The 25458-nt window shown below is 69.2% G+C and carries 28 protein-coding genes and 2 pseudogenes; 22 read left to right on the forward strand and 8 right to left on the reverse strand.

From position 1 onward, the window contains the following. The first annotated feature begins 66 nt into the window (after positions 1–66). The 6 genes and pseudogenes from ACFYSH_RS12985 to ACFYSH_RS13010 all read left to right on the forward strand — a co-directional run bounded on the left by ACFYSH_RS12985 (position 67) and on the right by ACFYSH_RS13010 (position 5018). Positions 67–840 carry an SDR family oxidoreductase gene (locus ACFYSH_RS12985; RefSeq protein ID WP_359478278.1) on the forward strand — a complete coding sequence of 258 codons (774 nt, stop codon included), beginning with the start codon at positions 67–69 and terminating at the stop codon, positions 838–840. An 82-nt stretch (positions 841–922) separates the two neighbouring features. Beyond that, a complete protein-coding gene (locus ACFYSH_RS12990) occupies positions 923–1237 on the forward strand; it encodes a putative quinol monooxygenase (protein WP_388752246.1) in 315 nt (104 codons plus the stop codon). A gap of 298 nt (positions 1238–1535) precedes the next feature. After that, a complete protein-coding gene (locus tag ACFYSH_RS12995; RefSeq protein WP_388752248.1) occupies positions 1536–2420 on the forward strand; it encodes an aldo/keto reductase in 885 nt (294 codons plus the stop codon). Between the two features lie 193 nt (positions 2421–2613). Further along, positions 2614–3594 carry a hypothetical protein gene (locus ACFYSH_RS13000; protein WP_359478287.1) on the forward strand — a complete coding sequence of 327 codons (981 nt, stop codon included), beginning with the start codon at positions 2614–2616 and terminating at the stop codon, positions 3592–3594. A gap of 287 nt (positions 3595–3881) precedes the next feature. Beyond that, positions 3882–4043 (forward strand): annotated as a pseudogene (locus ACFYSH_RS13005) (FAD-dependent monooxygenase); the annotation flags it as partial. 222 nt (positions 4044–4265) lie between these two features. Then, entirely contained in the window at positions 4266–5018 is a 753-nt protein-coding gene (locus ACFYSH_RS13010; protein WP_388752356.1) for an FAD-dependent monooxygenase, read from the forward strand. Here ACFYSH_RS13010 and ACFYSH_RS13015 read toward each other — a convergent pair. The 3 genes from ACFYSH_RS13015 to ACFYSH_RS13025 form a co-directional block, all read right to left on the reverse strand. Next, the gene (locus ACFYSH_RS13015; protein WP_359478290.1) at positions 4974–5627 is read right to left on the reverse strand and encodes an NUDIX domain-containing protein; all 654 of its coding nucleotides are present in this window, start codon (positions 5625–5627) and stop codon (positions 4974–4976) included. The two genes, ACFYSH_RS13010 and ACFYSH_RS13015, sit on opposite strands and share 45 nt — an antisense overlap. Positions 5628–5736: 109 nt before the next feature. Next, positions 5737–7725, reverse strand: a complete 1989-nt coding sequence (locus ACFYSH_RS13020; RefSeq protein ID WP_359478293.1) for an ABC transporter ATP-binding protein — start codon at positions 7723–7725, stop codon at positions 5737–5739. Between the two features lie 106 nt (positions 7726–7831). Next, positions 7832–8011, reverse strand: a complete 180-nt coding sequence (locus ACFYSH_RS13025; protein WP_388752251.1) for a hypothetical protein — start codon at positions 8009–8011, stop codon at positions 7832–7834. 477 nt (positions 8012–8488) lie between these two features. Between ACFYSH_RS13025 and ACFYSH_RS13030 the strand changes: the two genes are divergently transcribed. From ACFYSH_RS13030 to ACFYSH_RS13050, 5 genes are all read left to right on the forward strand, one after another. Continuing rightward, complete coding sequence (locus tag ACFYSH_RS13030) at positions 8489–8860, forward strand: tyrosine-type recombinase/integrase (RefSeq protein WP_388752253.1); 372 nt, start codon at positions 8489–8491, stop codon at positions 8858–8860. Next, positions 8839–10140, forward strand: a complete 1302-nt coding sequence (locus tag ACFYSH_RS13035) for an alpha/beta fold hydrolase (RefSeq protein WP_388752254.1) — start codon at positions 8839–8841, stop codon at positions 10138–10140. The genes ACFYSH_RS13030 and ACFYSH_RS13035 overlap by 22 nt, the downstream gene beginning before the upstream one ends. 12 nt (positions 10141–10152) lie before the next feature. After that, positions 10153–10800 carry an MBL fold metallo-hydrolase gene (locus ACFYSH_RS13040; RefSeq protein WP_359478305.1) on the forward strand — a complete coding sequence of 216 codons (648 nt, stop codon included), beginning with the start codon at positions 10153–10155 and terminating at the stop codon, positions 10798–10800. 34 nt (positions 10801–10834) lie between these two features. After that, entirely contained in the window at positions 10835–11614 is a 780-nt protein-coding gene (locus tag ACFYSH_RS13045; RefSeq protein ID WP_359478308.1) for an exodeoxyribonuclease III, read from the forward strand. Positions 11615–11700: 86 nt separating this feature from the next. Next, positions 11701–12450, forward strand: coding sequence for a Clp protease N-terminal domain-containing protein (locus tag ACFYSH_RS13050; RefSeq protein ID WP_359478311.1), 750 nt, complete (start codon positions 11701–11703; stop codon positions 12448–12450). A 17-nt stretch (positions 12451–12467) separates the two neighbouring features. Here ACFYSH_RS13050 and ACFYSH_RS13055 read toward each other — a convergent pair whose 3' ends face one another. Further along, positions 12468–13247 carry an SDR family oxidoreductase gene (locus ACFYSH_RS13055; protein WP_359478314.1) on the reverse strand — a complete coding sequence of 260 codons (780 nt, stop codon included), beginning with the start codon at positions 13245–13247 and terminating at the stop codon, positions 12468–12470. Between the two features lie 107 nt (positions 13248–13354). Here ACFYSH_RS13055 and ACFYSH_RS13060 point away from each other — a divergent pair, with 107 nt between their 5' ends. The 8 genes and pseudogenes from ACFYSH_RS13060 to ACFYSH_RS13095 all read left to right on the forward strand — a co-directional run bounded on the left by ACFYSH_RS13060 (position 13355) and on the right by ACFYSH_RS13095 (position 19083). Next, a complete protein-coding gene (locus ACFYSH_RS13060; protein ID WP_359478317.1) occupies positions 13355–13816 on the forward strand; it encodes a DUF6278 family protein in 462 nt (153 codons plus the stop codon). A gap of 102 nt (positions 13817–13918) precedes the next feature. After that, positions 13919–14662 (forward strand): amino acid ABC transporter ATP-binding protein, encoded by a 744-nt coding sequence (locus ACFYSH_RS13065; RefSeq protein ID WP_359478320.1) that lies wholly within the window; start codon positions 13919–13921, stop codon positions 14660–14662. Positions 14663–14673: 11 nt separating this feature from the next. Beyond that, positions 14674–15588, forward strand: coding sequence for a glutamate ABC transporter substrate-binding protein (locus ACFYSH_RS13070; RefSeq protein WP_359478323.1), 915 nt, complete (start codon positions 14674–14676; stop codon positions 15586–15588). A gap of 16 nt (positions 15589–15604) precedes the next feature. Next, the gene (locus ACFYSH_RS13075) at positions 15605–16249 is read left to right on the forward strand and encodes an amino acid ABC transporter permease (RefSeq protein WP_359478326.1); all 645 of its coding nucleotides are present in this window, start codon (positions 15605–15607) and stop codon (positions 16247–16249) included. Next, positions 16246–17118, forward strand: a complete 873-nt coding sequence (locus ACFYSH_RS13080; RefSeq protein WP_359478329.1) for an amino acid ABC transporter permease — start codon at positions 16246–16248, stop codon at positions 17116–17118. The genes ACFYSH_RS13075 and ACFYSH_RS13080 overlap by 4 nt, the downstream gene beginning before the upstream one ends. A gap of 204 nt (positions 17119–17322) precedes the next feature. Then, positions 17323–17847, forward strand: a complete 525-nt coding sequence (locus ACFYSH_RS13085; RefSeq protein ID WP_359478332.1) for an SRPBCC family protein — start codon at positions 17323–17325, stop codon at positions 17845–17847. Between the two features lie 86 nt (positions 17848–17933). Continuing rightward, positions 17934–18121, forward strand: a pseudogene (locus ACFYSH_RS13090) (VOC family protein); the annotation flags it as partial. Between the two features lie 89 nt (positions 18122–18210). Beyond that, positions 18211–19083 (forward strand): SDR family oxidoreductase, encoded by an 873-nt coding sequence (locus ACFYSH_RS13095; RefSeq protein WP_359478335.1) that lies wholly within the window; start codon positions 18211–18213, stop codon positions 19081–19083. A 59-nt stretch (positions 19084–19142) separates the two neighbouring features. On the opposite strand, the gene ACFYSH_RS13100 is transcribed toward ACFYSH_RS13095, so the two are convergent. From ACFYSH_RS13100 to ACFYSH_RS13115, 4 genes are all read right to left on the reverse strand, one after another. Next, positions 19143–20027: a methylmalonyl-CoA mutase family protein gene (locus tag ACFYSH_RS13100; protein WP_359478483.1), complete on the reverse strand. Its 885-nt coding sequence runs from the start codon at positions 20025–20027 to the stop codon at positions 19143–19145. A gap of 125 nt (positions 20028–20152) precedes the next feature. Then, positions 20153–20344 (reverse strand): ferredoxin, encoded by a 192-nt coding sequence (locus tag ACFYSH_RS13105; RefSeq protein WP_359478480.1) that lies wholly within the window; start codon positions 20342–20344, stop codon positions 20153–20155. 26 nt (positions 20345–20370) lie between these two features. After that, positions 20371–21606, reverse strand: a complete 1236-nt coding sequence (locus ACFYSH_RS13110) for a cytochrome P450 (RefSeq protein WP_359478477.1) — start codon at positions 21604–21606, stop codon at positions 20371–20373. 55 nt (positions 21607–21661) lie between these two features. Further along, positions 21662–22894, reverse strand: a complete 1233-nt coding sequence (locus tag ACFYSH_RS13115) for a cytochrome P450 (RefSeq protein WP_388752260.1) — start codon at positions 22892–22894, stop codon at positions 21662–21664. Positions 22895–23244: 350 nt separating this feature from the next. On the opposite strand from ACFYSH_RS13115, the gene ACFYSH_RS13120 reads away from it, so the two are divergent. The 3 genes from ACFYSH_RS13120 to ACFYSH_RS13130 all read left to right on the forward strand — a co-directional run bounded on the left by ACFYSH_RS13120 (position 23245) and on the right by ACFYSH_RS13130 (position 25451). After that, positions 23245–24162, forward strand: a complete 918-nt coding sequence (locus tag ACFYSH_RS13120) for a proline iminopeptidase-family hydrolase (protein WP_359478471.1) — start codon at positions 23245–23247, stop codon at positions 24160–24162. Between the two features lie 65 nt (positions 24163–24227). Beyond that, positions 24228–25163 carry an ACP S-malonyltransferase gene (locus ACFYSH_RS13125; RefSeq protein ID WP_359478468.1) on the forward strand — a complete coding sequence of 312 codons (936 nt, stop codon included), beginning with the start codon at positions 24228–24230 and terminating at the stop codon, positions 25161–25163. A gap of 36 nt (positions 25164–25199) precedes the next feature. Then, a complete protein-coding gene (locus ACFYSH_RS13130) occupies positions 25200–25451 on the forward strand; it encodes a phosphopantetheine-binding protein (RefSeq protein WP_359478465.1) in 252 nt (83 codons plus the stop codon). Positions 25452–25458: the final 7 nt, after the last annotated feature.

Raw genomic sequence — 25458 nt, forward strand, 5'->3', positions numbered from 1 at the left:
TGCCCGGTGCAGCGCTCGTGGCGCTGCACCGGGCAGGGGGTGGCCCCAGCTCATAGGGAAAGACTCATGGAACAGCACGTACTCCAGGGCCGTGTAGCTCTGGTCACCGGCGGCACGACCGGACTCGGTTTCGGCGCCGCCAAGCGCCTCATAGAAGAGGGGGCCTTCGTCTACATCACCGGCCGCCGCCAGAACGTCCTCGACGCCGCCGCCGAGCGGCTCGGTCCGTCCGCCCGGGGCATCCAGGCCGACGTTTCGAGTAAGAGCGACATGCTCAGTGTGGCCGAAACGATCAAGGCAGGCCACGGCCATCTCGACATCGTCTTCGCCAACGCGGGCGGCGGGCACGCGACACCGCTGGCCGAGCTCACCGAAGAGCAGATCAACAGCGAACTGGGCATCAACATCAAGGGCGTCGTCCTGACGGTGCAGAGCATGCTGGACGTCCTTGGCGACGGCGCGTCCATCATCCTCAACGCATCGATCACCGCCGACATGGGACTGCCCGGCTTCGCCGCCTACGCCTCGTCGAAGGCAGCGGTCCGATCTCTCGCCCGCAGCTGGACGACCGACCTCAAGGACCGACGGATCCGGGTCAACTCCGTCAGCCCCGGCGTCGTGCCCACCGAGGGCTACGGCCATGAGCAGAAGCTCAGCGACGACGACATCGCTGCCTACGTCGAGCGTGTCGCCAAGGAGATTCCGGCCGGCCGCGTGGGAACGGCGGAGGACATCGGCAACGCCGTCGTCTTCCTGGCCTCCGACGCCAGCAGCTACATCAACGGCATCGACCTCATCGTCGACGGCGGCATGACCCGCGTCTACGCCGGCCAGAACTGAGCATCACACCACCACACCGGCCGGCGCAGACCGTCCCCGCAAGCCGTGCGTGTCCGCATACGCGAGAACGAAAGCAGGACCCATGAGTGCCAAAGCCCAAGAGCGCCACATCATCTGCGAGGTACGGGCGAAGGCTCCGCACCGCGAACGGGTCAAGGAACTCCTGCTGGAGCTCGTCGGCCCAGCGCGCGCGGAACCCGGCTGCCTCTACTACGACCTGTACGAACAGGCCGATACGCCCGGCACCTTCTTCATCGTCGACGGCTGGACCTCGGCCGAAGCGATCGCTGAACACGCCGACCACCCGAACGTCACCCGTGTCCTCAACCAGCTGACACCCCTGCTCGATGTCCCCCTCAAGGTCACCACCAGCACCCGCGTCAGCGACCCGCAGTAGACGAACCACGCCCTCGACGCGCACCCACACCCATCGGGGAGGCTCCATGGCCCGCATCTTCATCACCGGCTCCTGGTACTGCGCCGACCTCACCCAGGTGCACATCCCAGCCGCCTGAACCCGGAGCCCCGACTCCCTGCCGCGAAGCCGTCAAGGGAAAGCTCCCCGCTCTCCACGCACCGCTGGACCACTGCGGCCACCCCCGCCGCCGCAGCGGCTCCCACGCGTCGTCCCGTCGGGAACAACGGGACAACCGCTGCACCGCACCGGCAACCCCCTACTCGACAAGGAACCCGCCATGACCAGCCAGAGCCCGCTCCTCACCCTGAACAACGGCGTGCAGATGCCCGCCCTCGGCCTCGGCGTCTACCAGAGCGCCCCGGAGGAGACGACCGACGCGGTCCTCGCCGCACTCAACGGCGGCTACCGCCTCATCGACACAGCCGCCGCCTACTTCAACGAACGCCAGGTCGGCGAGGCCATCGCCCGCTCGGACGTCGACCGCTCCGACATCTTCCTGACGACGAAGCTGTGGATCAGCGACTACGGCTACGACTCGGCCCTTCGGGCGTTCGACGTGAGCCTGCGCAAGCTGGGCGTCGAGCAGCTCGACCTGTGGCTCCTCCACCAACCGCTGCCCTCCGACTTCGAGAAGACGATCGCCGCGTACAAGGCGGCGGAGAAGCTCCTCACCGACGGGCGCGTGCGTGCGATCGGCGTCTCCAACCAGACGCCGGGGGAGCTCGATGAGCTCATCTCCCGCACCGACATCGTCCCGGCCGTCAACCAGATCCAGGTGCACCCGTACTACTCCCAGAGCGAATGGCGCAGGGCGAATGACCGTCACGGCATCCTGACCCAGTCGTGGTCGCCCCTGGGCGGCTCCTACATCTACGGAGACGCCGAAACGAATCCGCTCGAAGACCCCGTCATCGTCGCTCTCGCCGACAAGCACGCGAAGACGCCCGCGCAGATCGTGCTGCGCTGGCACCTCGAACACGGCTTCTGCGCGATCCCCAAGTCCGTAAAGGCCCACCGCATCGCCGAAAACTTCGACGTCTTCGACTTCGCCCTGACCCCCGACGAGGTGGCTGCGATCGACGCCCTCGACACCGGCGTACGCGGCGGACCCGACCCGGACTCGCTCAACCTGGACAACGCCGGCTTCCCGATCCCCGAATAGAAGCTCCCCAGCCGATCAGGCATGTCGTCAGCGCCGCTGACGCTCCACTGCGGCCGGGCCCCAACGGCTCACGGGCCTGGGCCCGGCCGTGCGCGGCTCTCCCCACTTCTGACACCAGGCCCCTGAACACCTCGGTACCCGTCGGCGCCGACGGTAAGAACGAAAGAGCGCAATGATCACGAAAAACATATCCATGAAGAAGCCGTTCAAGCTCGCGGCGATCTCCGCGACGGCAGCCGTCATCGTCTCGGCACCGTACGCGTCCGCCGCGACCGGACGCGCGGACGCGCGGCCCGCCGTCTACCAGGTGAAGACCGTGGCCGCCTTTGACTTCGCCACCGGCGACGTGCCCGAGAACATCACCGTCGCCCCCGACCAGTCACTGACCGTCTCGATGGTGGGCACGCCCGCGGGCGAACGGCCCGCCCTGGTGCGGATCGCGCCGTCCGGGCACCACACGGTGCTGGTCACCGGGCAAAAGGGCGACGGCATCACCGGCAACACCCGCGACCACGACGGCACCGTCTACTACAACGTGTGGTCCTCCGACGCCTCCCGCAACGGGGTGTGGAAGCTGCCGCCCGGCGGCACTCCTCACCGCATCGCGGCACTGCCCGCGGGCGCAGTCCCCAACGGGCTGGCCATCGATCCGGCCGGCCGCACCTTGTACGTAGCCGACAGCCAGATGGGCACCGTCTGGGCCGTCCCGGTCTCCGGCGGCCTTGCGACCGCGTGGCTGGCCGACCCCGCCCTCGCGGTCGAGGCGTCCGCGCCCGTGCCGTACGGTGCGAACGGACTCCGTTTCCACAACGGCGCCGTATGGGTCTCGAACCTCAGCAAGGGCACCCTGCTGCGGATCCCCGTCACCGCCACCGGAACTCCGGGCCAGGTCCACCCCGTCGCCAGCGGCCTCACTGGCATCGATGACTTCAACTTTCTCGGCGAACACTCCAACGTCGTGTTCGCCGCGCTGAACACACAGAACCAGATCGCGGTCGTCTACCCGAACGGCACCACCAGGACCGTGCTGACCGCCTCGGACGGCCTCTCCTCGCCCACCGCCACCGCGGTGCGCGGAAAGCGGCTATACATCGCCGACGGCGGACTCAACGAGCCCCACGACGCGCCGGTGCAGAGCGGGAAGATCGACCTCGGCGCGCTGCTCTCACACTGAGTGCCCGTCAGCTCCCAGTAATGCAGAAGACGTGGTTCGCAGGGATGCCACCTGGGGGTCCCTGCAGGTACCCCTCACAACCGAGACTCCCACGTCATCGCCCTTCCCGGTTGCATGGTCAGTCCCCCCTTACGTGGGGGGGGTGGGACACCTCTGGCAAGAGCCCGGTGATCACGCCGGACAGCGCCGACGAGATGTCCACCGAAGCCTCGGCGCCTGCCACAGCGCGCCGGCCCCGACCAACACCGTGACGACTCCGTGAGGAGAACAACAGCATGACCACAGCTATGCGCGACGTGCCCCGTTCCGGGAACCGGGACGAGCGCCAGGGCGCCGCCATCGTCGTCGGGGCATCTCTCGCGGGTCTGATGACAGCGTTGGCCCTGTCGCAGGCCGGAGTGGACGTGACGATGCTGGAGCGATCGGGGGCCGCCCCTCGGGCCCGGAAGGGGGCTGCTCTCGGCGGGGTGAGTGAGGGCCTTCTCAGACGAATCACGGGACCCCGTCACTCGAAGAACGGTTCGGCGCCACTGAGTTCAGTGGCCCCCGGTGTGCAGAGCTGGATGGCGGTCCACGCCCGGCTCCGGGCGGCCGTCGACGCCGATCCCTCCATCGAGCTTCGCCCCCACACCATCGCACGGAGCGTCGGCCAGGACGCGGATTCCGCGTGGGTGATCACCTCGGACCAGCAGACGTTCCGAGGTGATGTCGTGATCGGGGCGGATGGCCACGGAAGCGTCGTGCGCGTCGGCGTCGCACCCGACAAGCCCGACGCGACGTTCGCCGGCTACCTGATCTGGCTCGGCCTCACCGACGAGTCCTCGCTCGCGCCTTCACGCCGCCTGCCACGAGACGTTGCCATCCTCAGCGGCGGAGAAGACTACCTTCTCGGTTACCCACTGCCCGGCCCCGACGGCTCCGTCGCCCCGGGCTCCCGCCAGGTCGGCTGGGCGTGGTACGACGCGAGCCATAACGATCTCCTCCGCGAAACGGGCAGTGTCGTCGGCAACGTCGTGCGCCGGTCGCTCACCTCCGCCGACATACCGGAGGCGACTTTCCGCGAGCTCGCGGACAAAGCCGAGAACCTGTGGCCGTCGCCCTGGCGTGAGGCCATCCTCGATTGCATCGAGCGGCGTACCGTCATCGGCACCCCCATCGCCGAGTACGTCCCCGACAAGCTTGTCAACGGGCGTCTTGCCCTCGTGGGAGATGCCGCACATGTGCCGACCCCGATGACCGGCTCGGGCTTCAGCGCGTCGCTCTACGACGCCGAGGCCGTCGCCGAGGCCATTCGAGTGGGCGTGCGTGGATCGACGGTGGCGCAGGCCCTCACAGGGTACGAAGGAAAGCGGCTCGGCAACGTCCGCGTCATGGTCCAGTCAGGACAGCAATTCAGCCGCTCTTTCACCGGTCAAGCCCCCTGAGCTCCCGGGCGCCGGCGTATCGCCCGGCGCCGAATCCGCACCGTCACCAGCAGCCTCACCGGCGCGGACGACTCCGACGTGGGGCTGGAGTTCTCGCGGATCACCGTTCCAGCGGCCTGCGAAGATGGCGATGTGCACGGTCGCGCCGTCGTCGTCGGTGGCGTACTCGGTGCCGAACGAGGTCAGGTCGGTGAGGTCGAGGCCGGCTTCCTCGACCAGTTCGCGCCGGACGGTGTGTTCCAGGGTGGCGTCCTGGGGCTCTCTGCCGCCGCCCAGAAGGGACCACATGCCCGGCTCCCAGACCTGGCCGGGGAAGTAGTCGCGCAGGTGCAGCAGGTACTCGCCGCGGTCGTTGTGGATCAGGGCCGAGGCTTTGGCCGTCTCCGGTTCGACCTGGAGCGGGAGCTTGAGCAGCTTCTCGCGCAGGGCCGGTGAGCTCAACCGGTCCGCGGGTCGCCACTCGATGCCGCCGACTTCGTCCTCCTGAAGCACGACCGGCACCTCGGTCGAGGTGCGCAGCCGGAAGAGGAACCGGAGGTCGAAGTGCTGGTGGCCGGGTTCAACGCGGCTGACCTGGTCGGTGGTGATCGCGGCGGCGCCGAGCCACACAGCGTGACGGGCGGCGGCGTACTGCGCTGTTGACAGGACGGACTGTGAGGCAACTCGTGCTGACGGGGGGGAGAGAGGAGGACATGGCTCTGCCTTTCGGTGGGGCGGGTCATGCCTTGTCTACGACGCTGGGCGAAGCAGGCTTTGGGACGCTCGGGGCCGGGGCGTACTGGGCGGCCTGTGTGTCGAACATGGCGGCATACCGGCCACGTGCGGCGATGAGGTCGTCGTGTGTGCCGTGTTCGGCGAGGCGCCCTTGGTTGAGGACGTAGATGTGGTCGGCATGGCGGACGCCGGACATGCGGTGGGTGACCAGGACAACGGCCCGGTGCGGGGCGGCGAGGCGGCGGATGCGGTCGAAGGCAGCGATCTCGGCTTCGGGGTCGAGCGCGGAGGTCGGCTCGTCGACGATGAGGACGCTGTCCTCCTGCGATGTCGAGCTGCGCCAGTGGGTGCGGGCCAGGCCCACCTTCTGCCATTCGCCGCCGGAGAGTTCGATGGCTCCGCGGAACATGCGGCCGAGCATGCTTTCCAGGCCGTTGGGGAGTTTGGCGGTGACGGATCCGGCTCCGGCGTAGTCGACGGACATCTGCAGGTCATGCATAGAGGCGTCGTGGCCGGGGCGGCCGATGCGGATGTTCATCGCGGCGGTCACGGGCCAGCGCTGGAAGTCCTGCGTGAGAAGCGAGACGCGGTCGAAGACCTGGGAGCGCTTCAGCCCGGAAACGTCGAACTCGCCCCACCTCACCGACCCGGCGTGAGGGAGGAGCAGACCGGACAGGATCTTCATCAAGGTGCTTTTGCCGGAGCCGTTCTCGCCTACCACGGCGATGACCGACCCCATGGGGAAGGTGAGCGTCACGTCGTCCAGGGCCGGTGCGTCGCGGTCGGGGTACCGGTAGGTGACGTGTTCAAGGGAGACCTGCTTGACCTGCGCGGGGACGGGACTGCCGGTCTGAGGAATGGCGCGTTGCGCAGCTTCGATGAGGAACTGTCCATGGTCCCGGACGTAGAGGGACTCTTCGTGCAGCTGGTTGATGTTCATCACCAGGGCACCCAGGCTCGCTGACCCGGTCCGTACCGCGATTACGGCGGTGCCGGCGACGGCGAGGCTCATGTGCCCGGCCGTGATCAGCCAGATCATCGTTCCGTAGGTGGCGGCCATTGCCAGTCCGGACAGTGCGGAGGCGACCCATTCGGTGACGGCCTTGCTGGAGGCCAGACGTTCCTGCTCCGCCTCTGCGCTGTCGGCCATGCGCCGGTACCGGTCGAGGAGGAAGGGACCGACGGCGTGGATGCGCACTTCTTGTGAGGCGGTGCGTTCGGTGAGGAGGTTGCCGATGAGGCGACTGGCCCGCAGGTGCTCGATCCAGCTCATCACCGACACGTAGCGTTCCTGTGCCACCCGCATGGCGCCCCACCCGCGGGGTGCGGCGATGACCAGCAGCATGGGCAGCAGTGCCGGATGCAGGATGGTGAGCACACCGGCCGTGGCGATCAGCGAGATACTGCTGTTCAGCGCGGAGACACAGGCGCCGATCATGCGGCGCGCCGAGGCGGGCCCGTATTGGGCGATGTCGATCAGACGACGGAAGTCCGGGTCGTCGATGGCTTCGAGTTCGACGGCGGTGGCCGCGGCGAGGTACTGAGTGGTGGCGATCCGCTCGACCTTCGGCTCCAGACGGCCGGCCCGAGAGGTCGACCAGCCGGCCAGAGCGGAGTTGACGACGGCGACGCCTGCGGCGGCGAGCAGTCCCGGCAGCAAGGCGTGCAGTCGCTCAACAGCGTCTCCGCCCCCTAACAGTGCGTGCATGACCGCGTTGATGGCAAGCAGGCCGACCGCGGCGGCGATGCCCTGGCCGAGTTCGCTGATCGCCACTGCCACGAGCGCGCGGCGATCCGCGCTCCAGGCCATCCGCAGGGCAGCACCGACGAGTCTGGGCATCTGGCGCAGCGCTGAGCGCATGGTCAAGTCCAGGCCCGCGTGCTCATGTTGGGACCAGCCCATGTCGTAACGCAACGGCCCGCCGAAGAGCTCGCGTTCTGCCTCGGATACCTGGGGCTCCGCCATGCGGACCTTGCCGAAGAATCGCTTCACTCGCTGCCTCCCTGCGTCGGCCAGTTAAGAGCCCGGTAGGACGGGCCAGCCGCTCGCGCGGAGCAGGACATGGGCACGTCAGCGATCAGCAGGTGAGGCGCGTGGCTCACAGGTGGACCTCCTGCAGCAGGCGTTCGACGGTGCGCCGGCCGCGTGCGGTCACGAGCGGGTCTCCGTGCCGGGGGCCGTAGGCGAGAGCGCCGGCGGCGTCAGATTCTGCGAGGGGGCCCAGCACGCTCTCCACCCAGGCGTGGAGGGGGAAGGGAAGACGCGTGGAGTCCGTCATGCGAGGTACCTCGTATCCGGTCGTGCTCCGTTGGAGAGCAGGGCGGCGCGGTCGGAGGCGAGGTGAAGGCTGACGCCCGAGGAAGCAGCGGTGCTTTCGAACGCAGGATGAACGAGCGCAGGGCGGCGTACGGGATGCATGTGGGCTCCTCGGGGCGGGCTGCGGACAGGTGATCGGGTAACGGCGGGTCTGCTGTCGCCGTAACGGGTGGGGGCGGGGGAAATCTGGAACCTGATTTCGAATAGCGGGTCCTCTCCTTTTGTGGTCGGGCGAGGCGGGCTGTGATGCTGTGTTCGATCACTCGTGTGGGTTGCGGTACCTCCTGCGGGGGATTGCCGGGTGCCGCCTGGTCGGTCATGGCGTGGAGAGGTCCGGGCGGAGGGCGATGGCGTCGCGAAGGAGGCTGAAGGTGGGCCGGTCTGCGCAGCGAGCTGCTGCCCGAGCCCGCAGCCGTGGCTGTGCATTCCTACCGGGCAGATGGCCGAAGAGCTCGCGGCAGGGGAAAGGTACGAGGACCACGGGTACGTGCTCGTGGACGGTCTCGGCAGGGCGCTCAACGGGCGGCAGTTGCGTGAGCGGGCCTACACAGTCATGGCCGAGAACTCGCTGCGCCGGGTCCGTTTGTACGACGCTCGCGCGAGCTGCCTCACGTACCTGGCGAACAACGGCGTGCCCGACCATTTGCTCGCTCGTTGGGCCGGGCACAGCGACGTCCGCACGACCAATCGCTGGTACGTGAAGCCGGACGTGGAGGATCTACGGCCGGCCGCGGATACGTGGGGAGGACTGGCGAGCGCCCCGGCCCCCGCTCACGGAGCGAATGTGAGATGTGGGAGCGTGAGCGGGTGAGTGAGAAGAGCCTTGAAACCCTGCAATACCGCTTCGACGGGCCAGAAGACGCCCCGGTCCTCGTCCTGGGGCCCTCCCTCGGTGTGACATGGCACATGTGGGACCGCCAGATACCCGAGCTGTCCAGACACTGGAGAATCTTCCGGTACGACCTGCCGGGACACGGCGGAGCCCCCGCACACCCGGCCGCCGCCGTCTCCGACCTCGCCGACCGCCTCCTCGCCACCCTGGACAGTGTCGGCGTGCAGCGCTTCGGATACGTGGGATGCTCCATCGGTGGCGCCGTCGGTGCCGACCTCGTGCTGCGCCACCCCCACCGGGTCGCCGCACTGGCCCTCGTGGCCGCCTCGCCCCGCTTCGGCACCGCCGACGAATTCCGGCAGCGCGGCGTGATCGTGCGTACGAACGGCCTGGAGCCGATCGCCCGAACCAGCCCGGATCGCTGGTTCACCCCCGGATTCGCCGCCGCCCAGCCCGCCATCGTCGAGTGGGCCGTCCAGATGGTCCGCACCACCGACCCCGGTTGCTACATCGCCTCCTGCGAGGCCCTGGCCGCCTTCGACATCCGTACGGAACTTCCCCGCATCGGTGTCGCGACCCTGGTCCTGGTCGGCGCCGAGGACAAGGTCACCGGACCCGCCGAGGCCCGGACCCTGGTCGCGGGCATCCCGGACGCCCGGCTCGCCCTCGTCCCCGGTGCCTCCCATCTGGCGCCGGTCGAGCAGCCAGCCGCCGTGACCGATCTGCTGCTCACGCACTTCTCGACGGCCTGGCAGGACACCTCGGCCTCGATCCCCGCACCCGCCGCCCCGGGCTTCGGCGCACCGTTCGCGCCCGTCGTCCCCGTCGCGGAGATCGCTCCGGCGCCCGACCTGCCCGACACCACGCCGACGGGGCGCAGCGACCGTTACGACCGAGGGATGAAGGTCCGGCGTGAGGTGCTGGGGGATGCCCATGTGGACGCCGCGACGGCAGCCTCCGACGGCTTCACCGACGACTTCCAGGAACTCCTCACCCGCTACGCCTGGGGCGAGGTCTGGAGCAGGGAGGGCCTGGACCGCAAGGCGCGCAGCTGTGTCTCCCTCACCGCGATCGTCGCGTCCGGACACCTGGGCGGTCTCGCCCAGCACGTCAGGGCCGCACTGCGTAACGGGCTCACCCCCTCCGAGATCAAGGAGGTGCTGCTCCAGACGGCCGTCTACTGCGGCATCCCGGCGGCAGGCGCGGCCTTCGAGATCGCGCAGTCCGTGATCCAGGAGGAAACCACCCCGCCCGCGTAGCAGGATGGTGGCATGAACGCTTCGTCTCTCACGCTCACCAAGAAGGCCCACTCCTGCGTCCGTCTGGAGCGGAACGGGCAGTCGCTCGTCATCGACCCCGGCGGATTCACCGAGGAGGACGCCGCGCTCGGGGCGGATGCGATCCTGGTGACGCACGAACACCCCGACCACTTCGACGAGGCGCGGCTGCGCGCCGCGTTGGAGTCCAACCCCGCCGCACGGGTGTGGACCCTGCGCAGTGTGGCCGAGCAGGTGTCCGCCGCGTTCCCGGGACGCGTGCACACGGTCGGCCACGGTGACACGTTCACCGCCGCCGGCCTGGAGGTACAGGTGCACGGCGAACTGCACGCCGTGATCCACCCGGACATCCCGAGGGTCACCAACATCGGATTCCTCGTGGACGGTTCGGTCTTCCACCCGGGCGACGCCCTCACGGTGCCCGACCACCCGGTGGACACGCTGATGCTGCCGGTCATGGCCCCCTGGAACAAGATCTCGGAGGTCATCGACTACGTACGCGAGGTGAAACCGCGCCGTGCGATCGACATCCACGACGCCCTGCTCACCGATCTTGCCCGCCCGGTCTACGACAGGCAGATCGGCGCCTTGGGCGGGGCGGACCACGACCGGCTGAGCCCGGGCGACGCGACCCGTCTCTGACCCGGTTGTCAGTGGGAGCGGTTAGGTTTACTGCATGCGCATCGCCACCTGGAACGTCAATTCGATCACCGCCCGGCTGCCGAGGCTGCTGGCCTGGCTGGAGAGCAGCGGCACCGACGTGCTGTGCCTCCAGGAGACCAAGTGCACGCTCGAGCAGTTCCCCGCCGAAGCACTGCGCGAGGCGGGTTACGAGTCGGCGGTCAACGCCACGGGCCGGTGGAACGGCGTCGCGCTGCTCTCCCGCGTCGGCCTCGCGGACGTCGTGACGGGCCTGCCCGACGGTCCGGACTACGAGGGCGTGCAGGAGCCGCGAGCGATCTCGGCGACCTGCGGCCCCGTCCGTGTCTGGTCCGTCTACGTCCCCAACGGCCGCGAGGTCACCCACGACCACTACGCCTACAAGCTGCGCTGGCTGGAGGCCCTGCAGAAGGCCGTCGCCGGGGACGCGGCGGGGACACTGCCGTTCGCGGTCCTCGGCGACTTCAACATCGCACCGACGGACGAGGACGTCTGGGACCCGGCTCTCTTCGCGGGCGCCACCCACGTCACCCCTGCCGAGCGGGCGGCGCTCGCCACGCTGCGCGAGGAAGGGCTCTCCGACGTGGTGCCGCGCCCCCTCAAGTACGACCACCCGTACACCTACTGGGACTACCGCCAGCTCAGCTTCCCGAAGAACAAGGGCATGCGCATCGACCTCGTCTACGGGAACGCCACCTTCGCGGCGGCTGTCAAGGACGGCTATGTCGACCGCGAGGAGCGCAAGGGCAAGGGGGCCTCCGACCACGCCCCGGTGGTCGTGGACCTCGACTTCTGACGGTGACGCCGGCGCGGGGGACGGGAAAGCCGTCCGACTGTCAACGATGGGTTGACGCCCCATGGGTGTCAACCTAGGGTTGCCTCATGACGAAACCGCTGCGCGCCCATCCGTCCATCCGTCTCGACGACCTGATCGACGCGATCAAGGAGACGCACACCGACACGCTGGAGCAGCTCTCCGGGGCCGTGGTCGCCGCGGATCACCTGGGCGAGATCGCCGACCACCTCATCGGTCACTTCGTGGACCAGGCGCGCCGCTCGGGCGCGTCATGGACGGACATCGGCCGGAGTATGGGAGTCACCCGGCAGGCCGCCCAGAAGAGGTTCGTGCCCAAGAGGCCCGGCGAGGCCTCGGAGCTGGATCCGAGCCGGGGCTTCGGCCAGTTCGACCAGCAGGCCAGGAACGTCGTGATGGGTGCCAACAACGAGGCGCACGCCGCCCGCAACGACGAGATCGGGGTGGAGCACCTGGTCCTGGGGCTCCTCGCCGAGCCCGACTCCCTCGGTGCCCAGGTGATCGCCGGGCAGGGAGTCCCGCTGGAGGCGGTCCGGGAGGCGGCGGCGCTCGCCCTGCCGGCCGCGGCCGACGAGGTGCCCGAGTTGGTCCCGTACGACGCAGGGGCCCGCAAGGTCCTGGAGCTCACCTTCCGCGAGGCACTGCGCCTCGGTCACCACTCCGTCGGAACGGGGCACATCGTGCTGGCCGTACTGGAATACGAAGGAGGTGCGGGCGTCCTGTCGGGTCTTGGCATCGACAAGGACGTCGCGTCGTCCGACGTCGCCGCGGCGGTCGCCGCCGAAGCCGAGGACGCGACTTTGGGCGCCGAAGGCTGAAAGGTCCCCGGATCGCCTCAGTGCACCGAAAACCCACCGTCGACGAACAGCGACTGCCCCGTGACGTAGGAGGAGGCGGTGCTCGCCAGGAACACCGCGGCGCCCGCGAAGTCCCCGGCCAGCCCGTTGCGCCCCGCCATCGTGCGAGCGGCCAGTGCCGCCACCCGCTCGGGGTCCGACGACAGGCGTTCGTTGAGCGGCGTCATGACGAATCCGGGCACCAGTGTGTTGCAGGTGACACCGTGCGGTGACCAGGCCTCGGCCTGCGAGCGGGCCAGTGACTCCAGGGCGCCCTTGGAGACCCCGTACGCACCGCTCTGCACGAACGCACGGTGCGCCTGCTGGGACGTGATGTGGATGATCCGGCCGAAGCCGCGCTCCGCCATACCCGGTCCGAACCTGCGGCCCAGCAGATAGGGGGCCTTGAGGTTCACCGTCATCGTGGTGTCCCAGACGTCCTCGTCGAGTTCGCTCATCGGCGGCCGGAGGTTGACTCCGGCGCAGTTGACGAGGATGTCGGGCTCACCGAACGTGGCCGCCGCCTCCTCTGCGGCCGTACGCGCGCCCTCGGTGGTGCCGAGGTCGGCGCTCACCCAGGCCGCCCGGCAGCCGTCCTCGCCGAGTTCGCCGACGGCGCGCACCAGTTCCGCCTCCCTGCGCGCCACGATCACCACGCTCGCACCGGCATGGGCGAGCGCACCCGTGATGGCCCGGCCGATGCCGGAGCTGCCGCCGGTCACCACGGCGACCCGGCCTTCCAGCGAGAAGAGTTCGGAGAGATAGTTCTGCGGCGTCATGGCCGTATCCTAGGTATAGGGCCAGGTCATGTACGGGGCGGGCCCTCGAGAGGGTACAGTCGCGCGCCCTGTGACGCGGAAGGCATCCGGGATGGGATCCTGGTGGGATGAACATCCCTTTCCTGGACAACTGGCGTAAGCGCCAGGGCGGTGCGCCGGAGGTGGCTCTCGAGGCCGTCGTCGAGACCGATCCGGACGGCGTCGCCGAGCTGTTCGCGGAATGCGAGTTGCTGCGCGCCCGGGCAGGACAGTGCGGCCTCGAACTCGACGACACCCCCGCCTCGTTGTCCGCGCTCGACCAGCTGCCGCCGATCTGGCGCGACGACCCCGAGGAGCTGCCCTGGGTGGGGAACGACGCCGGTCTCTACCTCGGCACCGTACTGGTGCGTACCGTCCCCGGTGCCGTGTGGGACATCCTGGCGGGCGGAAAGCCCGTGGTGCGGCTGGCCTCGGGGCGTGAGATCGATGTGGTCTCCGCCGGTCTGGACTGGGCGATGTCGGGCAGCCCCGAGCTCTCCGAGATGTACGCGGAGTCCGCGGAGAGCGGCCCCGGGGCCAAAACGCGATAAACAGCCTTATGTGCTGTCGGTGCGTGTCGGGACCGAGGCGCGCACCCGCCCCGGATAGTTTGCGCTGACCTCGACACAAGCGATAAGTGGGTAGGGCAGCGTATGGCCGTCGATCCGTTGATCGAACTGCGGGACGTCAACAAGTACTTCGGGAAGTTGCACGTCCTGCAGGACATCAATCTCACCGTCGGCCGCGGGGAGGTGGTGGTGGTCATCGGCCCATCCGGATCGGGCAAGTCGACGCTCTGCCGGACCATCAACCGGCTGGAGACGATCGAGTCCGGCCACATCGCCATCGACGGGAAGCCCCTTCCGGAGGAGGGGAAGGGGCTCGCGGAGCTCCGGGCCGAAGTGGGCATGGTCTTCCAGTCGTTCAACCTGTTCGCCCACAAGACCGTGCTGGCGAACGTCTCGCTCGCCCAGCTCAAGGTCCGTAAGCGCAAGAAGGACGAGGCCGACCGGCGCTCCCGGGAGCTGCTGGAGCGGGTCGGGCTCGCCTCGCAGGCGGACAAGTTCCCCGCCCAGCTCTCCGGCGGCCAGCAGCAGCGCGTCGCCATCGCCCGCGCCCTCGCCATGGACCCCAAGGCGCTGCTCTTCGACGAGCCCACCTCCGCGCTCGACCCGGAGATGATCAACGAGGTCCTGGAGGTCATGCAGCAGCTCGCCCGGGAGGGCATGACGATGGTGGTCGTCACGCACGAGATGGGCTTCGCCCGGTCCGCGGCCAACCGCGTGGTCTTCATGTCCGACGGATGCGTCATCGAGGACCGCACTCCGGAGGACTTCTTCACCTCCCCGGAGAGCGACCGCGCCAAGGACTTCCTGTCCAAGATCCTCAAGCACTGACAGGGGGCGTCGTGTTGCGTACGAGGAACATCGCGGCCGTGCTGGTCTGCTTCCTGATCGCCGCGCTCTGCGCCGGCTGCGGAAGGGAGGGCAGCCCGCCGGTCAAGGGACCCAAGGCCGGGGAGCTGCCCCGGTACGAGGTCGACACCGGCTTCGAGCTGCCGGAATCCAAGACCTGGAGGAAGGCCAAGAAGCGTGGCCACCTGGTCGTCGGCGCCAAGGAGGACCAGCCCTACCTCGGCGAGAAGGACCCTGCCACCGGGATCTACTCCGGCTTCGACATCGAGATCGCCCGCATGATGGCGGCATCGCTCGGCTTCGACCCGGACACGATCCGCTTCCGGACCATCGCCTCCGCCAACCGCGAGACGGCGCTCCAGAACGGGCAGATCGACTACTACGTCGGCACTTACACGATCAACGACATGCGCAAGAAGCTCGTCGGCTTCGCCGGGCCGTACTACATGGCGGGGCAGGGGCTGCTGGTACGCACCGACGAGAACGACATCCACGGACCGCAGGACCTGGCAGGCAAGACGGTCTGCTCGGCGGCGGGGTCCACGCCGTACCAGCGCATCGCCGCGGATTTCCCCGAGGCGGACCTCGTCGCGTACGACACCTACTCGATCTGTGTCGACAACCTGCTGACCTTCCAGGTCGACGCCGTCACCACGGACGACGCGATCCTGCTGGGCTTCGCGGCCAAGGCGCCGGAAGAGATGAAGGTGGTCGGAAAGCCCTTCTCGGAGGAGCCGTACGGCATCGGCGTACCGCGCAGTGACAACGCGCTGCGCGCGGCGCTCGACGACGCACTGGAGGCTAACGAGAAGAACGGCAATTGGAAGAAGGCGTTCGAGGCGACCCTGGGGCTTTCCGGAGTGCCCGCGCCGAAACCTCCGCCCATCGACCGCTACCCGTCGAACTGAGGGGCCGGCCATCACCATGGACGTACTGACAGAGAATTTCTCGCTCTACGGCAAGGGCTTCCTCGGCACGCTCGAACTCACCGTCTACGCCTCGATCCTGGCATTGGTGCTCGGCTTCGTCATGGCGTCCTTCCGGGTCGCGCCCGTCGGCGCCCTGCGGGCGATCGGCACCGTCTGGGTGGCGGTGCTCCGCAACACCCCGCTGACGCTGCTGTTCTTCGCCGTACTGCTGGGTCTGCCGCGCTTCGGCCTGGTCCTGCCCTTCCAGGTCTTCGCGGTTCTCGCCCTCGGCTGCTACACCTCGGCCTTCATCTGCGAAGCCCTGCGCTCCGGCATCAACACCGTGCCCACGGGACAGGGCGAAGCCGCCCGCAGCCTGGGCATGTCCTTCGGACAGACGCTGAACAACGTGGTCCTGCCACAGGCCTTCCGGTCGGTGATCCCACCGGTCGGGTCGACGCTCATCGCCCTCGCCAAGAACTCCGCGATCGCCGGGGCCTTCAGCGTCACCGAGCTGCTGGGCACCTACAAGACCCTCAACGAACTCGGTTACAGCATCATCTGGTCCTTCATCTGGATCGCCGTCGGATATCTGATCATCACCCTCGCCATCAGCGCGCTCTTCAACGTGTTGGAGAAGCGCTGGGGAGTCGCCCGATGACCCACGCCATCCCTTCCGCCACCGCGCTCTACGACATCCCCGGGCCCGCCACCCGCAAGCGGCACCTTCTCTACGGCGTCCTGTCGACGGCCGTGATCCTCGCGCTGTCCGGCTGGATCCTGTATCTGCTCATCGACACGGACCAGTTCACCGGCGCCAAGTGGACGCCCTTCACATACGAGGGCATCCAGGAGTTGCTGCTGCGCGGGCTCGGCAACACCCTCAAGGCCTTCGCCTACGCGGCGGTCCTCTCCCTGGTCCTCGGTGCCGTGCTCGCCGTCGGCAGGCTCTCCGCCCACAGACCGGTGCGCTGGATCTCGACGCTGCTGGTCGAGTTCTTCAGAGCCATGCCCGTGCTGGTCATGATCTTCTTCATCTTCGTCGCGCTCAAGGTCCAGCCACTGCCGGCACTGGTCGCGGGGCTGACCCTCTACAACGGGTCGGTGCTCGCGGAGATCTTCCGTACGGGGATCAACTCCGTGGAGCGCGGGCAGCGGGAGGCGGCGTACGCGCTGGGCATGCGCAAGACGCAGGTCACCACCTACGTTCTCGCCCCGCAGGCCGTCCGCGCGATGCTGCCCACCATCATCAGCCAGCTGGTCGTGGCGCTCAAGGACACATCGCTGGGCTATCTGATCACCTACGAGGAGTTCCTCCACGCGGGCAAACTGATCGCGTCGAACCTCGACTACGACCTGCCGTTCATCCCCGTCGTCATGGTGATCTCGCCCATCTACATCGGCATGTGCATGCTGCTCTCCTGGTTGGCCACCTGGGTGGCGAGACGGGAGCGGCGCAACCCCAAGACGGAAGCGACCGGCGTCGCCGCCGCCGAGCCGGGAACACTGCTTCCCGGCCGCCCGCACTGACCACCGGGTAGTCCGCCCGGCGAGCAGTCGGTGATCACTCCTCGTACCGCGGAACCGGGACGCGATCCGTATCCGTGTCCGGTGGGGGAGAAGGTCAGCTGCGAGCCGGCGGGCCGTCCGGTGCCACTGTCGTGCGTGACGAGGGTGGTCATAGGATTCTCGCGGCGGAGGCGGCGAACGCCCGTCTTCGCGGGGGGAGTTGCTATGCGATACGCCGACGGGCCGAGCGCGCGTCGTGAGGTCCGGATCTCCGCCGGCCCCGAGCGCGTCTGGGAGATCCTGGCCGACGTGGAGGCCATGACCGGGTGGAGCCCCGAGCTCGTGAAGGTGGAGTGGCTGGACGGCGCGGTCTCCCCGGCGGTGGGCGCCCGTTACATCGGGCACAACGAGCACCCGGTGAACGGAAGCTGGCGCGCCATCGCCCACTTCACCGAGTACGAGCCCGGCAGGAGGCTCACCTGGTGCGTGCTGGACGTCGACGGCCGCTACGGCACGCGGGCCGAGGACGTGGAAGACCGGATGGCGAGCTGGTCCTTCTCGCTCACGCCGGATGCCGAGGGCGTCGTGCTGCGTCAGACGGTCACCCTCGGGCCCGGCCGCAGTGGGCTGAACGCGTACATCGAACGCGCGCCGGAGAACGAGGCGGCGATCATCGCCTACCGCTTCGACGAGCTGGGCAAGGGCATGGACGCCACGCTCAAGGGCATCAAGGACGCGGCGGAGCGCTGAGGGTACGAAAACTTCGGACGGCGCGGCCGGAACCCGTCGAGTCCCGGCCCCGCCGTTCAGCACGCCTCCCGCCGGGCCCCGGCCACCCGATCGACGGCAGCACCGAGGACGAGGTGACCGGACTGCTCGGCCTCGGCGCCACCAGGACGGATGTGGGCCGGGGACCGGACCGGAACCGGTGGTCATGGCAGCCCCCGAAGGTAACGGATTCGACGTCCTGCGCACCCTGGCCCCGCGGAAGCAGCACGGACAAGGGCCCCTGCGAGGTCGTTAGGGGGGCTTAGGGGTGCAGTCCCCAGGGGCGTGTTCATAGGCTGCCGACCGAATCCCTTCATCCGACGCCCCGAAAGCAGGCGGTACCTCATGACGTCGGTCCTCATCACCGGTTGCAGCAGCGGTATCGGCCTGGAGACCGCGCTCGCTTTCGCCCGCAGAGGAGACCGGGTCCACGCCTGTGTGCGCGATCCCGCCACCGCCGGTGCACTGCTCGACCGCGCCCGGGCGGAGAACCTCGCCCTGGACGTGCCCCGGCTCGACGTCACCGACGACGCCTCCGTCACCGCCGCCGTGAGCGCGGTGCTGGAGCGGCACGGTGCGGTCGACGTGCTGGTCAACAACGCCGGCATCGACCGCACCGGGGCCGTCGAGACCATGCCGCTGGACGACGCGCGCGCGGTGCTGGAGACCAACCTCTGGGGGCCGCTGCGCACCGTGCGCGCGGTGCTGCCCCACATGCGCGCCCGCGGCAGCGGCGTCATCGTCAACGTCTCCTCCCTCGCCGGCCGTACGTTCGCCGTGCCGCACGGCGGGTTCTACGCTGCCAGCAAGGCCGCCCTGGGCACGCTCAGCGAGGCCCTGTCCGCGGAGGTCCGGCCCTTCGGGATCCGCGTGGTGTGCCTTGAGCCCGGCAGCTTCGCCTCCCGTATCAACCGGGGCGGCGCCGGGGGCGCCGCCCCGTCGGAACCGTCCGCGGCCGACCCGTACGCCGCCGACCGGGCGTGGACCGCGCGGTTCCTCGCCCGGGTCCAGGAGGGCGCCGGTGACTGCGGGGAGGTGGCCGAGGCGGTCATGGCCGCCGTGGACGATCCCGGGACGCCGCTGCACTCGCCCGTCGGCAAGGACGCGGAGACGGCACTGGAGTATCTGGGCACCGCGTCCTACGAGCAGTGGCTTCCGCTGTTCCTCGAGCAGGCCGAGTCCCTCGTCGGCCCCCGGCCGGGAGCGGTCCAGGAGTGAAGGCGGCCGCGCGGCCGGTGGCGACGCCCCGCTGACCCCCGGCCCGGCCGGGCCGGGGGTCAGCGGGGCACGCCAGGTGCGTACGTGCCCCAGATCTCGCGCAGCGCGTCGCAGACCTCGCCCACGGTCGCACCGGCGGAGAGGGCTTCCTTCATCGGGTACAGCACGTTGTCGTCCCCGGCCGCAGCCTTCTGCAGACCGGTGAGGTGGCGGTCCACCCGGTCCTGGTCGCGCCAGGCACGGAGCTTGGCGAGACGTTCGGCCTGCTGGGCCTCGATCCCGCTCTTCCGGGATCCGCGGCCGATGCCTTCCGCGAGGGTGCGGGCGATCTCCTGCGCGGGCGAGGCACCCGCCGCGGCCCTGCGGCGGCCGGAGACCGGGATCGTGTCCCACTTCGGGATCTCGGCCTTGCAGTACGTGAGGACGTCGGCGGTCAGCCGCAGCGAGGGCGTCGGCGGGAAGATGTGGGGGCCCCGCGCGACATGCTCCATGCGTACGTCGTTGTGGATCGTGCCCCTGAGCCGGTCGGCCGGGACGCCCTGCTCCTCGGCGACCAGCTGGTAGAGGAGCAGGAGGAGCGCCGCGGGGGCGTCGACGGTCATCGAGGTGGAGACCTCGTCCAGCCGGATCCCGCCGAAGAGGACACGCATGTCGTCGATGGAGTCGATCGCCACGCCGGCCTCGCCGACCTCGCCGGAGGCCAGAGGGTCGTCGGAGTCGTGTCCCATCCGGGTGGGCACGTCGAAGGTGACGTACAGCCCCGTCGTGCCGTGGGTGATCAGCTGTCTGTAGCGGGCGTTGGACTCCCTGGCGGTGCCGGAACCGGCGTACGGCATCGTCCGCGGCAGGCGCGTGAACAGGGTGGGGCGGGCCCCGCGCGTGGAGGGGGCCACCGGGTCGACGGGCTGTCCGGATCCGGAGGAGCGAGGTCGGTTCGGCACCATGGGTTCACGTCCTCGGTCGTCGTCACGGTGCGGGCGGGCGGCCGGCCCTGCGGTACGCGGGCGGGCACCCGCCGGGTGCCGTGCGCAGGCCGCACGGCACCCGCGGCGCACAGTGGTGGAACGGATCAGCTGGTGACGTGGATGGATCGCGACGGGCACAGTTCCGCCGCACGGTGGACATCGTCCAGCAGCTCCGCGGCCGGCTTCTCCTGGAGGACGACGACGAGACCGTCGTCGTCCTGGTCGAAGACCTCGGGGCTGAGCATCGCGCACTGGCCGGAGCCCACGCACCGGTCGTGCTCCGTGGTGACACGCATGACAGGGGTTCCGATCGGCTCGGCCGTCACCAGGTGACGGGCAGTTCGTAGACGCCGTAGACCATGGCGTCGTCCTTGAAGCGCAGTTCCTCCGCGGGCACGGCCAGGCGAAGGCCCGGAACGCGGCGCAGCAGGGTGCTGTACACGATCTCCAGCTCCGCGCGGGCGAGGTTCGCCCCCATGCACTGGTGGATCCCGTATCCGAAGGCGAGGTGACTGCGCGCCTCCTGACGGTGGAAGTCGAGGACGCCGGGGTCGGCGAAGACCGCCTCGTCGTGGTCGGCGGCGTTGTTCAGCGCGAGGATGCCCTCACCGGCGCGGATGGTGACACCACCCACCTCGATGTCCTCCACCGCGACACGGGCGGTGCCCGAGTCCGAGATGGAGAAGACCCGCAGCAACTCCTCGATCGCGTTCGGCAGCAACGCGGGGTCCGACCGCAGCTCGGCCATCTGGTCCGGGTGTTCCAGCAGCGCCAGCACGCCGAGCGCGATCATGTTGGCCGTCGTCTCGTGGCCGCCCACCAGCATCATCCGGGCCATGGTCACCACGTCGACGTGGTCGGCGGCCTGCTCGACGCGGTTCTTCTCCAGGAACCGGCTGATCAGGTCGTCACCCGGCTCGGTCTCCTTGAGGGTGACCAGCTTGTCGAGGTACATGTCCAGGGCCTGCACCGCCGCCCCGTACTCCTCGGGGCTGAGGTCGTGGTTCATCATGGCCGCCGACCACTCCTCGAACTGGGCGTGGTCCTCGTAGGGAACCCCGAGCAGTTCACAGATGGTCAGCGACGGCACCGGCAGGGCGAGAGCGGCGACCAGGTCCACCGGGCCGCCCGCGGCCAGCATGGCGTCGATGCGCTCGTCGACGATCTCCTGGATGCGCGGGCGCATCTCCTTCGTCCGTCGCGCCGTGAACTCCGGTATCAGCATGCGGCGTTGTGCGGTGTGGTCCGGCGGGTCCATGGAAAGCAACATCAGCCGGACGTGGGCCAGCATCTCCTCGGAGATGTGGAACTGGTGCGGATATCCGGGGCGCTTGAGGTTGGAACTCACCCGCGGGTCCCCGAGCACCTGCTTGACGTGCTCGTGCCGGGTGACCAGCCAGGTCGGCTTGCCGTTCACCTTGAGCGAGGCACGGGACACCGGCTCGTCCGCGCGCAGCCCGGCGTACTCGGCCGGCTCGCTGAACGGGCAGGTGCGTCGCATCGGGAACTGCGGATACGGCGACGCCGTCTCGGGCGCCGGGTCGGCGGACTGGGTCATGGCTGCCTCTCGAACGGAACGGTGGGGGAAGGGATGCGTGACGAGGTGGCCGGTGTCACCACGCGACGGGCAGCTCGTACAGGCCCCAGACGATGGCGTCGTCCTTGAACCGCAGCTCCTCGGCCGGCGTGGCCAGGCGCAGCGTCGGTATCCGGCGCAGCAGCGTGGAGTAGACGACGTCGAGTTCCATCCGGGCCAGGTTCTGGCCGACGCACTGGTGGACGCCGTACCCGAAGGCCACGTGGCTGCGGGCCTCGCGGCGCACGTCCAGCCGGTCCGCGTCGGGGAACACCTGTTCGTCGTGGTTGGCGGCGTTGTTCAGCGGCAGGATGCCGTCACCGGCGCGGATGGTGACCCCACCCAGCTCGATGTCCTCCATGGCCACGCGCGCCGTACCGGCGTCCGAGATGGAGAAGAGACGCAGCAGTTCGTCCACCGCGCCCGGCATCAGCGCGGGCTCCTCGCGCACGGCGGCGAGCTGTTCCGGGTGCTCCAGCAGGGCCAGCACTCCCAGCGCGATCATGTTCGCGGTGGTCTCGTGACCGGTGACCAGCATCAACTTGGACATGCTGACGATGTCGGAGTGCTCCACCGCCGGCGTCTCCCGGTTGAACGCGATCAGCCGGCTGATCATGTCGTCGCCGGGATCGCTCTCCTTCGCGGTGACCAGGCCGTCGACGTAACGGTCGAGCTCGTAGTGAGCCATGCCCCGGTCCTCGTCGCTGACCTCGTGGTTCATGATGGCCCACGCCCACTGCTCGAACCGGGCGTGGTCCTCGTAGGGGACCCCGAGCAGTTCGCAGATCACCAGGGACGGCACCGGCAGCGCGAGGGCCGTGACGAGGTCCACCGGGCTGTCACAGCCCTTGGCGAGCATGTCGTCGATCTGCTGATCGACGAGCTCCTGCACCCGGGCGCGCAGCTCTCGCATGCGGCGCACGCTGAACTCCGGGGCCAGCATGCGGCGTTGCACCGTGTGGTCCGGCGGGTCCATGGACAGGAAGGTGAGTGGTACCGACTGGAGCGTCTCCTCCGGCACCGGCACCTGGAGCGGGTATCCCGGAAGCTTCAGGTTGGCGCTCACCCGCGCGTCACCGAGCAGCTTCTTGTACAGGTCGTGCCGGGTGACCAGCCAGGTCGGCTTGCCGTTGACCTTCAGCTGCGCCCGGGAGACCGGCTCGTTCTCGCGCAGCTCCGCGTAGGCGGCGGGCGGACTGAAGGGGCAGGCCCGGCGCAGCGGAAACTCCGGGAGGGCGCCCTCGTTGGCCGCTTCGGCAGGTGCAGTCATGGTGTCCTCTTCGCGCGGGAGGGGGTGGGCCACGTCGTTCACCCGGGGGAGGGCTCCCGGCTCGGCGCCGGCGCGGTCCACGGGCCGTTTCCCGCACGCTAGGGAGCGGGGCCCGGGGCCTCCCACCCCTACGCGCCCCTACGCCGCACCCCGGACGGAGCGCGGGCGTGGTTCCCGTCACTTCCCCTACCACTAGGGGCGGTTAGGGGTCCGTCGAACGTCTGGGCGACGGTTAGCGTCGGCGGCGGACCACGGCGGAAGCACGGTTCACCAGCGCCACACCCTCCGCGGTCCCGGCCGGATCTGACCGGGCGGCCGCCGCACTCCGCAGCCGAGCAGAGGTGATCAGCGTGTCCCCGAAATCCAGTGCGCAGGGTCTCGTACCCAGCGTGAAGGGCACCGTCCCCTTCGGGGAGTACCGGACCTGGTACCGGGTGACCGGCGAACTCGGTTCGGGCCGCCCGGCGGTCGTCGTCGTGCACGGAGGCCCCGGCAGTACGCACGACTACCTGCTGCCGCTGGCCCGCCTCGCCGAGGACGGCTGGCCGGTCGTCCACTACGACCAGCTGGGCAACGGTGGTTCCACCCATCTGCCCGACACGGAACCGGACTTCTGGACGGTCGACCTCTTCCTCGACGAACTGGACAACCTGGTACGGGAGCTGGGCATCGCGCAGGACTACGTCCTGTTCGGCCAGTCCTGGGGCGGCCCGTTGTGCGCCCGGCACGCCATGGGACGACCGCCCGGCCTGCGCGGCCTGGTCGTCGCCAACGCGCCGGCCTCGTACCCCATCTGGCTCCAGGAGATGGCCAGACTGCGGGCCGACCTGCCACCGGACGTGCAGGAGACCCTGGTGCGGCACGAGAACGCCGGCACCTACGACACCGAGGAGTACCTGGCCGCGATGCGGGTCTTCTACGACCGCCACGTGTGCCGCCTCACTCCGTGGCCCCGTGACTTCCTCTCCTCCTTCATGGAGATCTACAACGATCCGACGGTGTACTACGCGATGAACGGCCCCACCGAGTTCCACGTGATCGGCTCCCTCAAGGACTGGTCGATCGTCGATGAACTGGACACCATCCGCACGCCCACGCTGCTCCTGAGCGGACGTCACGACGAGGCCACCCCGGCCGTCGTCCAGCCCTACATGGACCGTGTGCCCGGGGCCCGCTGGGAGATCTTCGAGGAGTCCAGCCATCTGCCGCACCTGGAGGAACCCGACCGGTTCTTCGAGGTGCTCACCGCCTTCCTCGCAGACCTGTGACACGCCGCGCCACGACGCCGGCCCGGGCGTCGCAGACCACCGTGAAAGGGGGCGGGGACACCGCCATGGCGTACGACACCGCTCTCGTCTTTCCTGGAATGGGCCCGGTCCCGTTCGCCGAGGTGGGCCGCTTCATGGTCGCCAACCCCGTGGCCCGGGACCTGGTCGCCGTCGCCGACGACGCCCTCGGCTACTCGCTGGTGGACGCCTTCCGCAGCTCCGACAACGACTACTCGGAGGCCGCCCAGGTCGCGTTCTTCGTGAACTGCCTGGCCAGTGCGTACTGGGCGAGTGAGCACCTGGACGTCGTACCCGACATCGTGGCCGGCCCCAGTTTCGGGGAGAAGGCGGCCCTCGCCTACACCGGCGCCCTCGAGCTGCCCGACGCGGTACGGCTCACCGCCGAGATCGCTCGGTGCCTCGAGTCGTACTTCGCCGAACACCACCGGGACATCGTCACCCTGTCCTTCGTCCGCGCCCCGCGCGAGGAACTGGACGTCATCCTCGCCGAACTCGACGAGGCCGGGGAGTGGCACGAGATCTCGTGTCACATCGACGAGGGCTTCTGGATGGTCTCCCTGGCCGAACGGCGCGTGGAGTGGATGCGAGAGCGGCTGCGAGGCATCGGCAGCCTTCCCCTGTACACCATGCGGCCCCCCATGCACGCGTCGGCGTTCGCGCCCCTGCGCGCCAAGGCGGAACGTGAGGTCGTCTCGCGCTACACCTTCGCCGATCCCGCGCTGCCGGTCGTCGCCGACCAGGACGGCAGGCTGCTGCACACGGGCGAGGAAGTGCGCACCATGCTGCTCGACGGCTTCGACCACCCCATGAACTGGCCGAGCGTGACCACGGCCTTGCAGGACGCCGGAGTCCGGCGCCTGTGCGTCGCCGGACCCGACAGCCTCTTCGGCCGGGTCCCCTGCACCACCCGCACCTTCGAGGTCGTCGCCGCGCATCCCCGCGTGGCGATGACCCCCCGGCGCCGTACGCGCGCCGCCTGACCCGCCCGATCCGCCCTATCCGCTGGAGGCACACCCATGTGGGACGACCAGTTCGAAGAGATACTCCGCACCTTCCTGCCGTTCCTGCCCCCGCAGGAGCCGCTGACCACCGACGACGAGCTCAAGGACCTCGGCCTGGACTCGCTGGGCATGGTCCAGCTGCTCGGCACGCTGGAGGAGGCGTACCAGGTGCGCTTCCGCGACAGCGCGCTGACCATGGACACCTTCCGTAGCGCGGGAGCGCTGTGGGAGACGGTCGACGGCATGCTTCAGCGCGCCACGAGCTGACGGGACG

Source organism: Streptomyces sp. NPDC005791, from assembly GCF_042871485.1.
In the GTDB taxonomy this organism is placed as follows: Bacteria; Actinomycetota; Actinomycetes; order Streptomycetales; family Streptomycetaceae; genus Streptomyces.